Origin of the sequence: Streptomyces sp. NPDC051105 (genome assembly GCF_040682795.1) — a bacterium.
Classification (GTDB): domain Bacteria; phylum Actinomycetota; class Actinomycetes; order Streptomycetales; family Streptomycetaceae; genus Streptomyces.
The window spans coordinates 124,367-139,629 of the sequence record NZ_JBFBBR010000005.1; the positions used below are offsets into that span (position 1 = coordinate 124,367).

General features: G+C 70.9%; 14 protein-coding genes. 1 reads left to right on the forward strand and 13 read right to left on the reverse strand.

Translation table 11 applies throughout. From position 1 onward, the window contains the following. Positions 1-74: 74 nt before the first annotated feature. From carB to pyrR, 6 genes are all read right to left on the reverse strand, one after another. Positions 75-3,383 (reverse strand): carbamoyl-phosphate synthase large subunit, encoded by a 3,309-nt coding sequence (gene carB, locus AB0N16_RS14160; protein WP_365796403.1) that lies wholly within the window; start codon positions 3,381-3,383, stop codon positions 75-77. Beyond that, on the reverse strand, positions 3,376-4,530 hold the full coding sequence (carA, locus tag AB0N16_RS14165) for a glutamine-hydrolyzing carbamoyl-phosphate synthase small subunit (protein ID WP_365796405.1): 1,155 nt from the start codon (positions 4,528-4,530) through the stop codon (positions 3,376-3,378). The genes carB and carA overlap by 8 nt, the downstream gene beginning before the upstream one ends. Continuing rightward, a complete protein-coding gene (locus AB0N16_RS14170) occupies positions 4,527-5,096 on the reverse strand; it encodes a hypothetical protein (RefSeq protein WP_365796407.1) in 570 nt (189 codons plus the stop codon). Before AB0N16_RS14170 ends, carA begins: the two co-directional genes overlap by 4 nt. Further along, the gene (locus AB0N16_RS14175; RefSeq protein ID WP_365796409.1) at positions 5,093-6,379 is read right to left on the reverse strand and encodes a dihydroorotase; all 1,287 of its coding nucleotides are present in this window, start codon (positions 6,377-6,379) and stop codon (positions 5,093-5,095) included. Before AB0N16_RS14175 ends, AB0N16_RS14170 begins: the two co-directional genes overlap by 4 nt. Positions 6,380-6,384: 5 nt before the next feature. Further along, entirely contained in the window at positions 6,385-7,365 is a 981-nt protein-coding gene (locus AB0N16_RS14180; RefSeq protein ID WP_365796411.1) for an aspartate carbamoyltransferase catalytic subunit, read from the reverse strand. An 85-nt stretch (positions 7,366-7,450) separates the two neighbouring features. Then, the gene (pyrR, locus tag AB0N16_RS14185; protein WP_365796413.1) at positions 7,451-8,026 is read right to left on the reverse strand and encodes a bifunctional pyr operon transcriptional regulator/uracil phosphoribosyltransferase PyrR; all 576 of its coding nucleotides are present in this window, start codon (positions 8,024-8,026) and stop codon (positions 7,451-7,453) included. Positions 8,027-8,277: 251 nt separating this feature from the next. Here pyrR and bldD point away from each other — a divergent pair, with 251 nt between their 5' ends. Continuing rightward, a complete protein-coding gene (gene bldD / locus AB0N16_RS14190; protein ID WP_020938842.1) occupies positions 8,278-8,781 on the forward strand; it encodes a transcriptional regulator BldD in 504 nt (167 codons plus the stop codon). 261 nt (positions 8,782-9,042) lie between these two features. On the opposite strand, the gene nusB is transcribed toward bldD, so the two are convergent. From nusB to aroC, 7 genes are all read right to left on the reverse strand, one after another. Then, a complete protein-coding gene (gene nusB / locus AB0N16_RS14195; RefSeq protein WP_365796415.1) occupies positions 9,043-9,474 on the reverse strand; it encodes a transcription antitermination factor NusB in 432 nt (143 codons plus the stop codon). A gap of 2 nt (positions 9,475-9,476) precedes the next feature. Continuing rightward, positions 9,477-10,043, reverse strand: a complete 567-nt coding sequence (gene efp / locus AB0N16_RS14200; protein WP_365796417.1) for an elongation factor P — start codon at positions 10,041-10,043, stop codon at positions 9,477-9,479. 44 nt (positions 10,044-10,087) lie between these two features. After that, complete coding sequence (locus AB0N16_RS14205) at positions 10,088-11,194, reverse strand: aminopeptidase P family protein (protein WP_365796419.1); 1,107 nt, start codon at positions 11,192-11,194, stop codon at positions 10,088-10,090. 176 nt (positions 11,195-11,370) lie between these two features. Beyond that, positions 11,371-12,210: a Pro-rich N-terminal domain-containing protein gene (locus tag AB0N16_RS14210; protein ID WP_365796421.1), complete on the reverse strand. Its 840-nt coding sequence runs from the start codon at positions 12,208-12,210 to the stop codon at positions 11,371-11,373. Between the two features lie 142 nt (positions 12,211-12,352). Beyond that, a complete protein-coding gene (gene aroB / locus AB0N16_RS14215; protein ID WP_365796423.1) occupies positions 12,353-13,444 on the reverse strand; it encodes a 3-dehydroquinate synthase in 1,092 nt (363 codons plus the stop codon). Beyond that, the gene (locus tag AB0N16_RS14220) at positions 13,441-13,959 is read right to left on the reverse strand and encodes a shikimate kinase (RefSeq protein ID WP_365796425.1); all 519 of its coding nucleotides are present in this window, start codon (positions 13,957-13,959) and stop codon (positions 13,441-13,443) included. Before AB0N16_RS14220 ends, aroB begins: the two co-directional genes overlap by 4 nt. After that, positions 13,956-15,140: a chorismate synthase gene (gene aroC, locus AB0N16_RS14225; RefSeq protein WP_351707176.1), complete on the reverse strand. Its 1,185-nt coding sequence runs from the start codon at positions 15,138-15,140 to the stop codon at positions 13,956-13,958. Before aroC ends, AB0N16_RS14220 begins: the two co-directional genes overlap by 4 nt. Between the last annotated feature and the right edge of the window lie 123 nt (positions 15,141-15,263).

Sequence of the window (15,263 nt, forward strand, 5' to 3'; positions counted from 1 at the left end):
GCGCGGGGCGGTGCTCAATATGCGGCTCCGCCGCGCGACCGGCCCCCACCGGCCCGCAGCTTCACTACGGCCTCTCAGACCCGCGCGGCCGTCAACCCCTCCGCATGCTCCTGGAGCGACCGCACACCCACATCCCCGTGGTTGAGCGCATCAATGCCCTGCACAGCCGCCGCCAGCGCCTGCACCGTCGTCAGACACGGCACCGACCGCGCCACCGCGGCCGTCCGGATCTCGTACCCGTCCAGGCGACCCCCCGTGCCGTACGGGGTGTTGACGATGAGGTCGACCTCGCCGTCGTGAATCAGCTGAACGATCGTCTTCTCGCCCTGAGGACCGACACCGTCCGACTGCTTGCGAACAACGGTCGCGTTGATGCCGTTGCGCTTGAGCACCTCGGCCGTGCCGGACGTGGCGAGCAGCTCGAAGCCGTGGGCGACCAGCTCACGCGCCGGGAAGATCATCGAGCGCTTGTCGCGGTTGGCGACCGAGATGAACGCCCGGCCCTTGGTCGGCAGCGGCCCGTACGCCCCCGCCTGCGACTTGGCGTACGCCGTGCCGAAGACGGAGTCGATGCCCATGACCTCGCCGGTGGAGCGCATCTCCGGGCCGAGCACGGTGTCGACGCCCCGGCCGTGGATGTCGCGGAACCGCGACCACGGCATGACCGCCTCCTTGACGGAGATCGGAGCGTCGAGCGGCAGCTCACCGCCGTCGCCGCGGGCCGGCAGCAGTCCCTCGGCGCGCAGCTCGGCGACGGTCGCGCCCAGCGAGATCCGGGCGGCGGCCTTGGCCAGCGGCACCGCGGTCGCCTTCGAGGTGAAGGGGACCGTACGGGACGCGCGCGGGTTGGCTTCGAGGACGTAGAGGATGTCCCCGGCCATCGCGAACTGGATGTTGATCAGACCGCGTACGCCGACGCCCTTGGCGATGGCCTCCGTCGAGGCCCGCAGGCGCTTGATGTCGAATCCGCCCAGCGTGATCGGCGGCAGGGCGCACGCCGAGTCGCCGGAGTGGATACCGGCCTCCTCGATGTGTTCCATGACGCCGCCGAGGTACAGCTCCTCGCCGTCGTAGAGAGCGTCGACGTCGATCTCGATCGCGTCGTCCAGGAACCGGTCGACGAGCACCGGACGGGAGGGGCTGATCTCGGTGGACTCGGCGATGTAGGCGGCGAGGCGGGTCTCGTCGTAGACGATCTCCATGCCCCGGCCGCCGAGGACGTACGACGGCCGCACCAGCACCGGGTAGCCGATCTCGTCGGCGATGGCCTTTGCCTCGGCGAACTTGGTGGCGGTGCCGTGCTTGGGGGCCGGCAGGCCCGCCTCCGCGAGGACCCGCCCGAAGGCGCCCCGGTCCTCGGCCGCGTGGATGGCCTCGGGGGGCGTGCCGACGATCGGCACGCCGTTGTCCTTCAGCGCCTGCGCCAGACCCAGCGGCGTCTGCCCGCCGAGCTGCACCACCACACCGGCGACCGGACCGGCCTGCTGCTCGGCGTGGACGATCTCCAGGACGTCCTCCAGGGTGAGCGGCTCGAAGTACAGCCGGTCGGAGGTGTCGTAGTCGGTGGAGACGGTCTCCGGGTTGCAGTTGACCATCACGGTCTCGTACCCGGCGTCCGACAGCGCGAAGGACGCGTGCACGCAGGAGTAGTCGAACTCGATGCCCTGGCCGATGCGGTTGGGACCGGAGCCCAGGATGATGACGGCCGGCTTCTCGCGCCGGGCGACCTCGGTCTCCTCGTCGTAGGAGGAGTAGAAGTACGGCGTCTTCGCGGCGAACTCGGCCGCGCAGGTGTCGACCGTCTTGTAGACCGGGCGGACGCCGAGCGCGTGCCGGACCTCGCGGACGACGTCCTCGCGCAGACCGCGGATCTCGCCGATCTGCTGGTCGGAGAAGCCGTGCCGCTTGGCCTCGGCGAGCAGGTCGGGGGTGAGTTCGGCGGCGGCCGCCAGCTCGTCGGCGATCTCCTTGATCAGGAAGAGCTGGTCGACGAACCACGGGTCGATCTTCGTGAACTCGAAGACCTCCTCGGGCGTGGCGCCCGCGCGGATGGCCTGCATGACGGTGTTGATCCGGCCGTCGGTGGGCCGTACCGCCTCGTGCAGCAGCGCCTCCTTGTCGCCGGGCTCGCCGACGAAGGTGAACTGGCTGCCCTTCTTCTCCAGCGAGCGCAGCGCCTTCTGGAAGGCCTCGGGGAAGTTGCGGCCGATGGCCATCGCCTCGCCGACCGACTTCATGGTCGTGGTCAGCGTGGAGTCGGCCTGCGGGAACTTCTCGAACGCGAAACGGGGTGCCTTGACGACCACATAGTCGAGCGTGGGCTCGAAGGAGGCCGGGGTCTCCTGGGTGATGTCGTTCGGGATCTCGTCGAGGGTGTAGCCGACCGCCAGCTTGGCCGCGATCTTCGCGATCGGGAAGCCGGTTGCCTTGGAGGCGAGCGCCGAGGACCGCGACACGCGCGGGTTCATCTCGATGACGATGACCCGGCCGTCCTCGGGGTTGACCGCGAACTGGATGTTGCAGCCGCCGGTGTCGACACCGACCTCGCGGATCACGGCGATGCCGATGTCCCGCAGGATCTGGTACTCGCGGTCGGTCAGCGTCATCGACGGGGCGACGGTGATCGAGTCACCGGTGTGCACGCCCATGGGGTCGAAGTTCTCGATGGAGCAGACGACCACGACGTTGTCGTGCTTGTCGCGCATCAGCTCCAGCTCGTACTCCTTCCAGCCGAGGATGGACTCCTCCAGGAGCACCTCGGTGGTGGGCGAGAGGGTCAGGCCCTGGCCGGCGATCCGGCGCAGCTCCTCCTCGTCGTGTGCGAAGCCGGAGCCGGCGCCGCCCATGGTGAAGGAGGGTCGGACGACGACGGGGTAGCCGCCCAGCTCGTCCACGCCCGCGAGCACCTCGTCCATGGAGTGGCAGATCACCGACCGGGCGGACTCACCGTGCCCGATCTTGGCGCGCACGGCCGCCACGACGTCCTTGAAGAGGTCGCGGTCCTCGCCCTTGTTGATGGCTTCGACGTTGGCGCCGATCAGCTCGACGCCGTACTTGGCGAGGACGCCGTTCTCGTCCAGCGAGATCGCGGTGTTGAGCGCGGTCTGGCCGCCCAGGGTGGGCAGCAGGGCGTCGGGGCGCTCCTTGGCGATGATCTTCTCGACGAACTCCGGGGTGATCGGCTCGACATAGGTCGCGTCGGCGATCTCCGGGTCGGTCATGATCGTCGCCGGGTTGGAGTTGACCAGGATGACGCGCAGGCCCTCGGCCCGCAGGACGCGGCAGGCCTGGGTACCGGAGTAGTCGAACTCGGCGGCCTGGCCGATGACGATCGGGCCGGAGCCGATGACCAGGACGGACTGGATATCGGTGCGCTTAGGCACGCTGGCCCTCCATCAGGGAAACGAAGCGGTCGAACAGGTAGGCGGCGTCGTGCGGGCCGGCTGCTGCTTCGGGGTGGTACTGGACGGAGAAGGCCGGCTGATCGAGCAGCTGCAGCCCCTCCACGACGTCGTCGTTCAGGCAGACGTGGGACACCTCGGCGCGGCCGAACTTCGTGTCGCTGACCTGGTCGAGCGGGGCGTCGACGGCGAAGCCGTGGTTGTGCGCGGTGACCTCGACCTTGCCGGTCGTACGGTCCTGGACCGGCTGGTTGATGCCCCGGTGGCCGTACTTCAGCTTGTACGTGCCGAAGCCGAGCGCGCGGCCGAGGATCTGGTTGCCGAAGCAGATGCCGAAGAGCGGGGTCTTCCGCGCCAGCACGGCGGTCATCAGGGCCACCGGGCCGTCGGCCGTGGCCGGGTCGCCGGGGCCGTTGGAGAAGAACACACCGTCCGGGGAGACGGCGTACACGTCCTCCTCGGTGGCGGTCGCGGGCAGCACGTGCACCTCGATGCCGCGCTCGGCCATGCGCTGCGGGGTCATGCCCTTGATGCCGAGGTCTATGGCGGCGACGGTGAATCGCTTCTCCCCGACGGCCGGGACGACGTACGCCTCCTTGGTGGCGACCTCTTCGTACAGCGAGGCGCCCTTCATGTGCGGCTGGGCCTGCACGCGCGCGAGGAGCTCGGAATCGGCGGCGATCGCCTCGCCCGAGAAGATGCCGGAGCGCATCGAGCCGCGTTCACGGAGGTGGCGGGTGAGGGCGCGGGTGTCGATCCCGGAGATGCCGACCACGCCCTGCGCGACCAGCTCGTCGTCCAGGGACCGCTTGGCACGCCAGTTGGAGGGCACGCGCGCGGGGTCGCGCACGACGTAGCCGGAGACCCAGATGCGGGCGGACTCGTCGTCCTCGTCGTTCCACCCCGTGTTGCCGATCTGGGGGGCGGTGGCGACCACGATCTGGCGGTCGTAGGACGGGTCGGTGAGGGTCTCCTGGTAGCCGGTCATGCCGGTGGAGAACACGGCCTCGCCGAAGGTCTCCCCCACGGCCCCGTAGGCGCGGCCGCGGAAGATCCGGCCGTCCTCCAGGACGAGTACGGCGGGAAGAGCCCTCTGCTGAGAAGCGGTTCCCCTGGTGGAGGTCGTCATCGTTCGGCGCCTTCCGTGCTGGGTGTCTTGATCATGGAGTTGATGGCGTCGACCCACTCGGTGTGCTCGGCCGCGTGGTCGGAGCGGAAACCGGAGTCGATCAGCTTGTCGCCGTGTGCCCAGGTCACCACGAGGAGTCCGCCCTCGGTGAGGACCTTGCCCGCGATGCCCTTGCCGAGCAGGGCCTCGCGGAGCGCGTCCGCGGGGATGAAGAAGTCCGGCGCGCCGGGGCGTACGACGTCCAGGCCCGCGTCGGTCAGGGTGAGCTCGACCCGGCTGCGGGAGCCGAGGCCGCGGGCCACGATGCGGTCCAGCCACTGCCCGGCGGTGGTGGAGCCGTGGTAGCGGCCGCTCATGGTCAGTCTGGCCGCACCGAGGTCGTCCGGCGCGGTGGGCAGCTCGGGAAGGTCCCCCTGAAGCGTGCCGCGCCATTTCCAGCCCTCACGCATCAGCCAGTAGACGAGCGCGACGAACAGGGCGAGCCCGACGAGCCAGCCGATCCGCGCGGACCAGTCGGTGACCGCGGCCGACTTCTTGTCGTCGGCCAGCAGGATCAGAGGTGTCACGTCAGCTTCCCGTCCACGAGCGTCGCCTTGCCCCGCAGCCATGTGTGGGTGACACGGCCCGGCAGCTCACGCCCCTCGTAGGGGGTGTTGCGGCTGCGCGAGGCGAAGCCCGCGGGGTCCACCAGGCCACGGTATTCCGTGTCGACGAGGACGAGGTTGGCGGGCTCACCTGCCGAGACGGGACGGCCGTGGCCGGCGGCCCGTCCGATCCGCGCGGGCTTGACGGACATCCGGTCGGCGACGCCGGCCCAGGTCAGCAGGCCCGTGTCCACCATGGTCTCCTGGACCACCGACAACGCGGTCTCCAGACCCACCATCCCCATGGCGGCCGCGGCCCACTCGCAGTCCTTGTCCTCGTGCGGGTGCGGGGCGTGGTCGGTGGCGACGATGTCGATGGTGCCGTCGGCGAGCGCCTCGCGCAGGGCCAGCACATCGCGCTCGGTGCGCAGCGGCGGGTTGACCTTGTAGACCGGGTCGTACGACCGGACCAGCTCGTCGGTGAGGAGCAGGTGGTGCGGGGTGACCTCGGCCGTGACGGCGATGCCCCGGGACTTGGCCCAGCGCACGATCTCGACGGACCCGGCGGTCGAGAGGTGGCAGATGTGGACGCGGGAACCGACGTGCTCGGCGAGCAGGACATCCCGGGCGATGATCGATTCTTCGGCCACCGCCGGCCAGCCGCCGAGCCCCAGTTCGGCGGAGACCACACCCTCGTTCATCTGGGCGCCCTCGGTCAGCCGGGGCTCCTGCGCGTGCTGGGCGACGACGCCGCCGAAGGCCTTCACGTACTCCAGCGCGCGGCGCATGATCACGGCGTCGTCGACGCACTTGCCGTCGTCGGAGAAGACGGTGACCCCGGCGGCCGACTCGTGCATGGCCCCCAGCTCGGCGAGCTTCCGGCCCTCCAGGCCGACGGTGACGGCGCCGATGGGCTGGACGTCGCAGTAGCCGTGCTCCTGGCCCAGCCGGTAGACCTGCTCGACCACACCGGCGGTGTCGGCGACCGGGAAGGTGTTGGCCATGGCGAACACGGCCGTGTAGCCGCCGGAGGCGGCCGCGCGGGTGCCGGTGAGCACGGTCTCGGAGTCCTCGCGCCCGGGCTCGCGCAGATGCGTGTGCAGGTCGACCAGGCCCGGCAGCAGCACCTGGCCGGCGGCCTCCACGACCTCGGCGCCCTCGGCCGACAGCCCGCTGCCCACCGCCTCGATGACCTCGCCGTCGATCAGGACGTCCTGCGGGTCACCGCCGAGCACCTTCGCACCACGGATCAGGATCTTGCTCATGGGTGTTACTTCTCCTCGATGGTGCGGGCGTGGCTGACGGCGGGTTCGTTTCCGCCGAGCAGGAGGTAGAGAACGGCCATCCGGATGGAGACTCCGTTTGCGACCTGCTCGACGACGGTGCAGCGGTCGGAGTCGGCGACCTCGGCGGTGATCTCCATCCCGCGGACCATCGGGCCGGGGTGCATCACGATGGCGTGCTCGGGCATCCGCGCCATGCGGTCGCCGTCGAGGCCGTAGCGCCGCGAGTACTCGCGCTCGGTCGGGAAGAACGCGGCGTTCATGCGCTCGCGCTGGACGCGCAGCATCATCACCGCGTCGGACTTGGGGAGGACGGCGTCGAGGTCGTACGACACCTCGCAGGGCCAGTTCCCGACGCCGACCGGCACCAGGGTGGGCGGGGCGACCAGGGTGACCTCGGCGCCCAGGGTGTGCAGCAGGTCGACGTTGGAGCGGGCGACCCGGCTGTGCAGGACGTCTCCGACGATCGTGATGCGCTTGCCGGCGAGGTCCTGCCCGATCCCGGTGTCCCGGCCGACGAGCCGGCGGCGCATGGTGAAGGCGTCCAGGAGGGCCTGGGTGGGGTGCTGGTGGGTGCCGTCACCGGCGTTGATGACGGCGGCGTCGATCCAGCCGGAGTTGGCGAGGCGGTAGGGGGCTCCGGAGGCGCCGTGCCGGATGACGACGGCGTCGACGCCCATAGCCTCCAGGGTCTGGGCGGTGTCCTTGAGGGACTCGCCCTTGGAGACGCTCGACCCCTTGGCGGAGAAGTTGATGACGTCCGCCGACAGCCGCTTCTCGGCGGCTTCGAAGGAGATCCGGGTCCGCGTCGAGTCCTCGAAGAAGAGGTTGACCACGGTGCGGCCGCGCAGGGTCGGCAGTTTCTTGATCGGCCGGTCGGCGACCCGGGCCATCTCCTCGGCGGTGTCGAGGATCAGGACGGCGTCGTCGCGGGTGAGGTCGGCGGCCGAGATGAGATGACGCTGCATCTGTCAGGCTCCGTAAGGCAGTTCACATATCGGGAGATTGCGGGCAGGCGTGGGCGCACCGGGGTGGTGCGGGCCCCTCGGCCTGCTAAGAGGTCGGCTTCACACCGAGCAGCACGGTGTCGCGACCGTCCTCCTCGGTGAGCAGGACCTTGACCGTCTCCCGCAGCGACGTGGGGAGGTTCTTGCCGACATAGTCGGCACGGATGGGCAGTTCGCGGTGACCGCGGTCGACGAGGACCGCGAGCTGCACCGCGCGCGGGCGCCCGATGTCGTTCAGGGCGTCGAGGGCGGCGCGGATGGTGCGGCCGGAGAAGAGCACGTCGTCGACGAGGACGACCAGTCTGCCGTCGATGCCGTCACCGGGGATCTCGGTGCGGGCCAGCGCACGCGGCGGATGCATGCGCAGGTCGTCGCGGTACATGGTGATGTCGAGCGAGCCGACGGGCACCTTGCGGTCGGTGATCTCCTCCAGCTTGGCGGCGAGCCGCCGGGCGAGGAAGACACCGCGGGTCGGAATGCCGAGGAGCACCACGTCGTCGGCGCCCTTGGCGCGCTCGACGATCTCGTGGGCGATGCGGGTCAGGACCCGCGCGATGTCGGGCCCTTCGAGAACGGGCCGGGCATCGGATGCCTGAAGGTCGGGCTTTACCTGCTTGTCCATACGAAACGGACCCCCTTCTCCGCCTCACGGGACGGATCTTAAAGGACGTCGGATTTGCGCCATCCACCGTATCAGGTGCCCGAGAGCCCCTGATCACCCGCTTGGCGTAATCGGCCGTCACTGCCACGGAAGAGCCGGTGCGGACCATTCGGCTTGACGCGAGAGAGTAACGCTGCGTAACCTCACAGTGAGTTACCAGCCGCGCGGCGGGACCAAGGCCGGCCGCGTCGACACAGTGTCCGGGGAGCTATATGTCCAGCGAATACGCCAAACAGCTCGGGGCCAAGCTCCGGGCCATCCGCACCCAGCAGGGCCTTTCCCTCCACGGTGTCGAGGAGAAGTCCCAGGGGCGCTGGAAGGCCGTAGTGGTCGGTTCGTACGAGCGCGGCGACCGTGCCGTGACCGTGCAGCGCCTTGCCGAGTTGGCGGATTTCTACGGCGTTCCGGTGCAGGAGCTGCTGCCGGGCACCACCCCGGGCGGAGCCGCCGAGCCGCCGCCCAAGCTGGTCCTGGACCTGGAGCGGCTGGCCACCGTGCCGGCCGAGAAGGCCGGCCCGCTGCAGCGCTACGCGGCGACGATCCAGTCCCAGCGCGGTGACTACAACGGCAAGGTGCTGTCGATCCGCCAGGACGACCTGCGCACACTGGCCGTCATCTACGACCAGTCCCCCTCCGTCCTCACCGAGCAGCTGATCAGCTGGGGCGTCCTGGACGCGGACGCCCGCCGCGCGGTCGCCACCCACGAGGACGCCTGACCCCCACAACGCCTGAGCAGAAACGTGCCGCCGGGGCGGCCGGAACCCGATGGGTTCCGGCCGCCCCGGCGGTTTTCGCGATCAGAGGCGCGAGCTTTCGGCGCGGGGCCACCACGACCTGCCCGGGGGGGCGTGGGGAACTGCGCGACAGGCCCCACACGGCCCGCAGCCGCGCTGTCATCGCACCACCCACCCCATTGGGCACACGAACGCCGGAGGGCCCGCAGCAAGGCATGCGGGCCCTCCGGCGCGTCTGTCGGCTCACGCCTCCCGGCGCAGCGACGGCTTCAGCTCCTTCAGCCGCCCCAGCAGTCCGTTCACGAACGACGGCGACTCGTCCGTCGAGAACTCCTTCGCCAGCTGCACCATCTCGTCGAGGACGACCGCGTCCGGCGTCTCGTCGACCCAGATCAGCTCGTACGCCCCGAGGCGCAGGATGTTGCGGTCGACGACGGGCATCCGGTCGAGTGTCCAGCCGACGGCGTACTGGGCGATCAGCTCGTCGATCCGCCGCGCGTGCTCCGCGTAACCCTCGACCAGCTGCATCGTGTACTCGCTCACCGGCGGCTGCCGGGTGTCGTCCCGGGAGAGCCTGATCCAGTCCGCGAGAACGGTCAGGACGTCGGCCGCGCGCTGGTCGCCCTCGAAGAGGATCTGGAAGGCACGCTTGCGGGCCGTGTTGCGGGCAGCCACGGTTAGCTGTTCACCCGGCCGAGGTAGTCGCTGGTGCGGGTGTCGACCTTGATCTTCTCACCGGTGGTGATGAAGAGCGGGACCTGGATCTGGTGGCCGGTCTCCAGGGTGGCCGGCTTGGTGCCGCCGGTGGAGCGGTCGCCCTGGACGCCGGGCTCGGTCTCGGCGATGACCAGCTCGACGGCGGCCGGCAGCTCGACGAAGAGCACCTCGCCCTCGTGCTGCGCGACGACCGCCGTGAAGCCCTCGATCAGGAAGTTCGCGGCGTCGCCGACGGCCTTCGGGTCGATGTGCAGCTGGTCGTACGTCTCCATGTCCATGAAGACGAAGTACTCGCCGTCCTTGTACGAGTACTGCATGTCGCGCTTGTCGACGGTGGCCGTCTCGACCTTGACGCCGGCGTTGAAGGTCTTGTCGACCACCTTGCCGGACAGCACGTTCTTCAGCTTGGTGCGCACGAAGGCCGGGCCCTTGCCGGGCTTGACGTGCTGGAACTCGACGACGGACCAGAGCTGGCCGCCTTCGAGCTTGAGCACCAGGCCGTTCTTGAGGTCGTTCGTGGAAGCCACGGTTGCGGAATCTCCTGGACTGACGTACGACCCCGGGTCACGCGCTACAGCGCGAGCAGCTCCTTGGTCGTGATGGTGAGTAGCTCGGGTCCGCCGTCCGCCTCAGGGCGTACGACGAGCGTGTCATCGATCCGGACACCGCCCCGGCCCGGGAGGTGGACCCCCGGTTCGACGGTGACCGGCACGCAAGCGTCCAGTTTACCCATGGACGACGGGGCGAGCTGCGGGTCCTCGTCGATTTCGAGTCCGACGCCGTGTCCCGTGAGGGGCTGGAGTCCCTCGGCATAGCCCGCGGAGCCCAGTACATGGCGTGCGGCGCGGTCCACGTCGCGGTAGGCGGCGCCGGGTACGAGGCTCTCCCGGCCGGCCCGCTGAGCGGCGAAGACGAGGTCGTAGAGGTCGATCTGCCAGTCGGCGGGCGAGGTGCCGATGACGAAGGTACGCCCGATCTCGCAGCGGTAGCCGCGGTAGGTGGCGCCGAGGCAGACGGAGAGAAAGTCGCCCTCCTCGACCCGCCGGTCGGTGGGGCGGTGGCCGCGGCGGCCGGAGTTCGGTCCGGTCGCCACGGAGGTGGGGAGGGCCGGGCCGTCGGCGCCGTGGTCGACCAGGCGACGCTCCAGCTCCAGGGCGAGGTGCCGTTCGGTGCGGCCGACGAGGATCGACTCCAGCAGCTCACCGAGGGCCTGGTCGGCGATCTCGGCACCGATCCGGAGGCAGGAGATCTCCTCCTCGTCCTTGACGACCCTCAGCTGCTCGACGGCGCCGCCGAGGTCGGTGAGGCGGAGGCGGGGGGCGACCGAGGAGAGGGCGCGGTGCCGGGTCACCGTGAGGTGGTGCTCCTCGACGGCGAGGGCGTCGGCGTCCTGTGCGGCGGCGAGGTCGGCGGCGGCCACGGCGGGGTCACCGCCGGGCCCTTCGAGGAGATGCTGCCGAAGGGAGTCGTCGGGGCGGGCCTCGGTGGGGCGGTCGTCCTGGGGGCCGGGGCTGACGAGGAGATCCTCGCGCTTGCCGAGCAGCAGGACGGAGCCGGAGGGGGCGACGCCGGCGAGGTATCTCACGTTGGCGGGGCGTGAGACGAGCGCGGACTGGCAGCCGGCCGCGTTGCATCGTTCCCTCAGCCTGGTTCGGCGGGCCGCGTACACGTCTGACATGAGTCGAGCGTAGGAGTCGTAGGCGATGTGTGCCGGTTGAGGGGGGCCGAGTGGGGTGGTGGGGCGCCGTTGCGGAGTGCGGGGCCGTGGGCTTTTCCGCGCAGTTCCCCGCGTCCCTGAAACCGCGGGCCGTCTCTCCGGCCGCCGGCCGGTGGAGGCTGTTCGCGCCCCCACGTTCACCAGCTCGGTGGGCTCGCTATCGCCCGTGCCAGGACCTCGTCCAGCACACGGGCCGTGCTCGCTACGTCCAACTGCGAGTTGTCGATGATCGGGAGGCCCGAGCCGTACCAGCCCGCCATGCGGCCGTGGATGCGGGCCACCTCCTCGTCGGCGAGGCGGCGGTTGCCCGTGCGTTCGGCGTTGCGCTCCAGGACGATGTCGAGGCCCGGGAGGAGGACGACCGGGAGGAGGCCGGGGCCTACGTGGCGCTTCCAGCCGCCGAGGCCGACGACCGGGCGGTCCGGGAAGACCGCGTCGTCGAGGATGCACGAGATCCCGTTGGCCAGGAAGTTGCGCGCGGCGAAGCCGCAGGTGCGGCGGGCCAAGCGGTACTGGGCCTCGGAGTTGTCGTTCCAGCCGGACTGGGGGTCGGCGAAGCCGGAGCGGACCCATTCGCGGACGTCGTCGAGACTGATGTGGGCCGTGGGCACCCGGCGGTGGTCGGCCCAGTACTTGGCCACGCTCGTCTTGCCCGCACCGGCCGGGCCGATGAGGAGGACGGCCAGGGTGGTGGTGGTCGGGTCGGGCATGGTGGTCGCGGCCGGGGGCGCGGTGGGGATGCCCACCGGGGCGCCCGGAGGCAGCGGGACATGGCCCGTGGTGTCGGGGGGTGGCGGGGCCGAGGGCAAGGGAGGCGGCGGCGGGACCGACGGTTGCGGCGGCGCGGCCGGTGGCGGCGGCGGCACGGGCGCGGGGCCCTGCGGCGCTCCCGGGTGGTGTGCGGCCGGCGGCCAGCCGGTCGGTCCCTGCCCCGGCTGATGGGGCGGCGGCAGCGGAGATCCCACTGCGTGCTGCATCCGGTGCCACTCCGTCTCGTCATGTGCGGCTGCGCTCGTTACCGAACGGTACCGCCCCCGGTCGTCGTTTGGTGAAACGGCCGGGGGCGGTACGAAGTGCCCGTGCCGGGAGGCGAATCGGGCGGAAGGAACAGCGGCGGACTTACTGTCCGACCTCGCCGTAGGCGGCGAGCAGCACGGCCGGGTCCGGGCCCTCCAGGACGGTCGGCTTGGCGAGGCCGTCGAGGACGATGAAGCGCAGCAGGTCGCCGCGGGACTTCTTGTCGACCTTCATCGTCTCGACGAGCTTGGGCCACTGGTCGTAGCGGTAGTGCAGCGGCAGGCCGACCGATTCGAGGATCGCGCGGTGGCGGTCGGCCGTCGCGTCGTCCAGGCGTCCGGCCAGCCGGCCGAGTTCGGCGGCGAAGTGCATGCCCACGGCGACCGCGGCGCCGTGCCGCCACTTGTAGCGCTCGTTCTTCTCGATCGCGTGGCCGAGGGTGTGGCCGTAGTTGAGGATCTCCCGCAGGCCCGACTCCCTGAGGTCGGAGGAGACGACCTCGGCCTTGACCCGGATGGAGCGCTCGATCAGCTCGGCCGTGTGCGGGCCGGCCGGGGTGCGCGCGGCCTCGGGGTCGGATTCGATGAGCTCCAGGATCGCCGGGTCGGCGATGAAGCCGGCCTTGATGACCTCGGCGAGCCCGGAGACGTAGTCGTTGACCGGGAGGGAGTCCAGCGCGGCCAGGTCGCAGAGCACACCGGCGGGCGGGTGGAAGGCGCCCACCAGGTTCTTGCCCTCGGCGGTGTTGATGCCGGTCTTGCCGCCGACGGCCGCGTCGACCATGGCGAGGACGGTGGTCGGGATGGCGATCCAGCGCACCCCGCGCAGCCAGGTGGCGGCCACGAACCCGGCCAGGTCCGTCGTCGACCCGCCGCCCACGCCGACGACGACGTCGGAGCGGGTGAACCCGGACTGGCCGAGCGCCTTCCAGCAGTAGGCCGCGACCTCGGCGGTCTTGGCCTCCTCCGCGTTGGGCACCTGGATGGCGACGGCCTCGTAGCCCTGCCCGGCCAGGTCGGCGCGGAGCGCGTCGCCGGTCTCGGCGAGCGCCTCGGGGTGGATCACGGCGACCCGCTTGACCCTCTCGCCGATCAACCCGCCCAGTTCGCCGAGCAGTTGACGACCCACCAGGACCTCGTACGGCTCGGTGCCCGCCGTGCCGCCGACCTGGATCCGGGTGACTGCCTCGCTCATGCTTCCTTCAACTCCAGTGCGTCCAGCGCTGCTTGGGTGACCTCTTCGGGCGTACGCCCGTCGGTCGCGACGACGGCCGAGGCGACCTCCTCGTACAGGTGCCGGCGCGCCTCCATCAGCTCCCGCCACTGCTTGCGGGGGTTGATGGCGAGCAGCGGCCGGGCGGCGTTCAGGCCGGTGCGCTTGACGGCCTCCTCGACGTCCATCGAGAGGTAGATCACCCGCCGGCCGGCGAGCAGCGCGCGTGTGTCCGCGTCGAGGATCGCGCCGCCGCCGAGTGCGAGGACGCCCTCGTGGCCGGCCAGCGCGACCCGTACGGCCCGCTTCTCGATCTCCCGGAACACCGGCTCGCCGTCGGCCACGAAGATGTCGGCGATGGCGCGGCCCTCGGCGGCGACGATGTCCTCGTCGGTGTCCCGGTAGCCGACACCGAGCCGCTCGGCGAGCAGGTGCCCGACCGTGGACTTGCCGACGCCCATCGGTCCGACCAGCACCACCATCGGTGCGCCGCTCATCGGATGGCCAGGTTCTCGAGGTACGACCGCACGTTACGGCGGGTCTCGGGCACCGAGTCACCGCCGAACTTCTCCGCGACCGCGTCCGCGAGGACGAGCGCGACCATCGCCTCGGCGACGATGCCCGCGGCCGGCACTGCGGAGACGTCGGAGCGCTGGTGGTGGGCCTGGGTGGCCTCGCCGGTGGCCACGTCCACGGTCCGCAGGGCGCGCGGCACGGTCGCGATCGGCTTCATCGCGGCACGGACCCGCAGCAGCTCACCGGTGGACAGGCCGCCCTCGGTGCCGCCGGCGTGGCCGGAGACACGCCGGATGCCCTCGTCGGTGCCGACGATCTCGTCGTGCGCCTGGGAGCCGGGCACCCGCGCCAGTTCGAACCCGTCGCCGATCTCGACGCCCTTGATCGCCTGGATGCCCATCAGGGCACCGGCGAGGCGGGCGTCCAGCTTGCGGTCCCAGTGGACGTGCGAGCCGAGGCCGACCGGCACGCCGTAGGCCAGCACCTCGACCACACCGCCGAGGGTGTCGCCGTCCTTGTGGGCCTGGTCGACCTCCGCGACCATCGCCTTCGACGCGTCCGCGTCCAGGCAGCGCAGCGGGTCCGCGTCCAGCTTCTCGACGTCGGCCGGGGTGGGGTAGACGCCCTTGGGGGCCTTCACGGAGCACAGTTCGACGACGTGCGAGACGATCTCGATGCCGGCCGTCTCCTTCAGGTACGACCGGGCCACCGCGCCGAGCGCCACCCGGGCCGCGGTCTCCCGCGCGGAGGCGCGCTCCAGGATCGGCCGGGCCTCGTCGAAGCCGTACTTCTGCATGCCGGCCAGGTCGGCGTGGCCGGGACGCGGGCGGGTCAGCGGGGCGTTGCGGGCGAGCCCGGCGAGGATCTCGGGGTCGACCGGGTCGGCGGCCATGACCTGCTCCCACTTGGGCCACTCGGTGTTGCCCACCATGATCGCGACCGGGGAGCCGAGCGTGAGGCCGTGCCGGACCCCGCCCAGGAAGGTGACCTGGTCCTGCTCGAACTTCATGCGCGCACCGCGTCCATAACCGAGCCGCCGCCGCGCCAGATGGTCCGCGACCATCTCGGTCGTGATCGGCACGCCGGCGGGAAGGCCCTCCAGCGTCGCGACAAGTGCGGGACCGTGGGACTCCCCCGCGGTCAGCCAACGCAGCCTGCTCAACGATGCTCCTCAGTGCTCGCGCCCCGGTACTGCCCTGCGTACGCGCGTCCTCGCGTACGGCGACGGCCCGACCGGGTGCGCGGCCCCGGTCCGCCGTCTCCGATCCTCCCACGTCCGGGCGGT

Coding starts and splice junctions, on each gene's coding strand:
- carA (WP_365796405.1), bottom strand. CDS start 4,530: ATGACGACCTCCACCAGGGGAACCGCTTCTCAGCAGAGGGCTCTTCCC.
- AB0N16_RS14175 (WP_365796409.1), bottom strand. CDS start 6,379: ATGAGCAAGATCCTGATCCGTGGTGCGAAGGTGCTCGGCGGTGACCCG.
- AB0N16_RS14180 (WP_365796411.1), bottom strand. CDS start 7,365: ATGCAGCGTCATCTCATCTCGGCCGCCGACCTCACCCGCGACGACGCC.
- pyrR (WP_365796413.1), bottom strand. CDS start 8,026: ATGGACAAGCAGGTAAAGCCCGACCTTCAGGCATCCGATGCCCGGCCC.
- bldD (WP_020938842.1), top strand. CDS start 8,278: ATGTCCAGCGAATACGCCAAACAGCTCGGGGCCAAGCTCCGGGCCATC.
- AB0N16_RS14205 (WP_365796419.1), bottom strand. CDS start 11,194: ATGTCAGACGTGTACGCGGCCCGCCGAACCAGGCTGAGGGAACGATGC.
- AB0N16_RS14210 (WP_365796421.1), bottom strand. CDS start 12,210: ATGCAGCACGCAGTGGGATCTCCGCTGCCGCCGCCCCATCAGCCGGGG.
- aroB (WP_365796423.1), bottom strand. CDS start 13,444: ATGAGCGAGGCAGTCACCCGGATCCAGGTCGGCGGCACGGCGGGCACC.
- AB0N16_RS14220 (WP_365796425.1), bottom strand. CDS start 13,959: ATGAGCGGCGCACCGATGGTGGTGCTGGTCGGACCGATGGGCGTCGGC.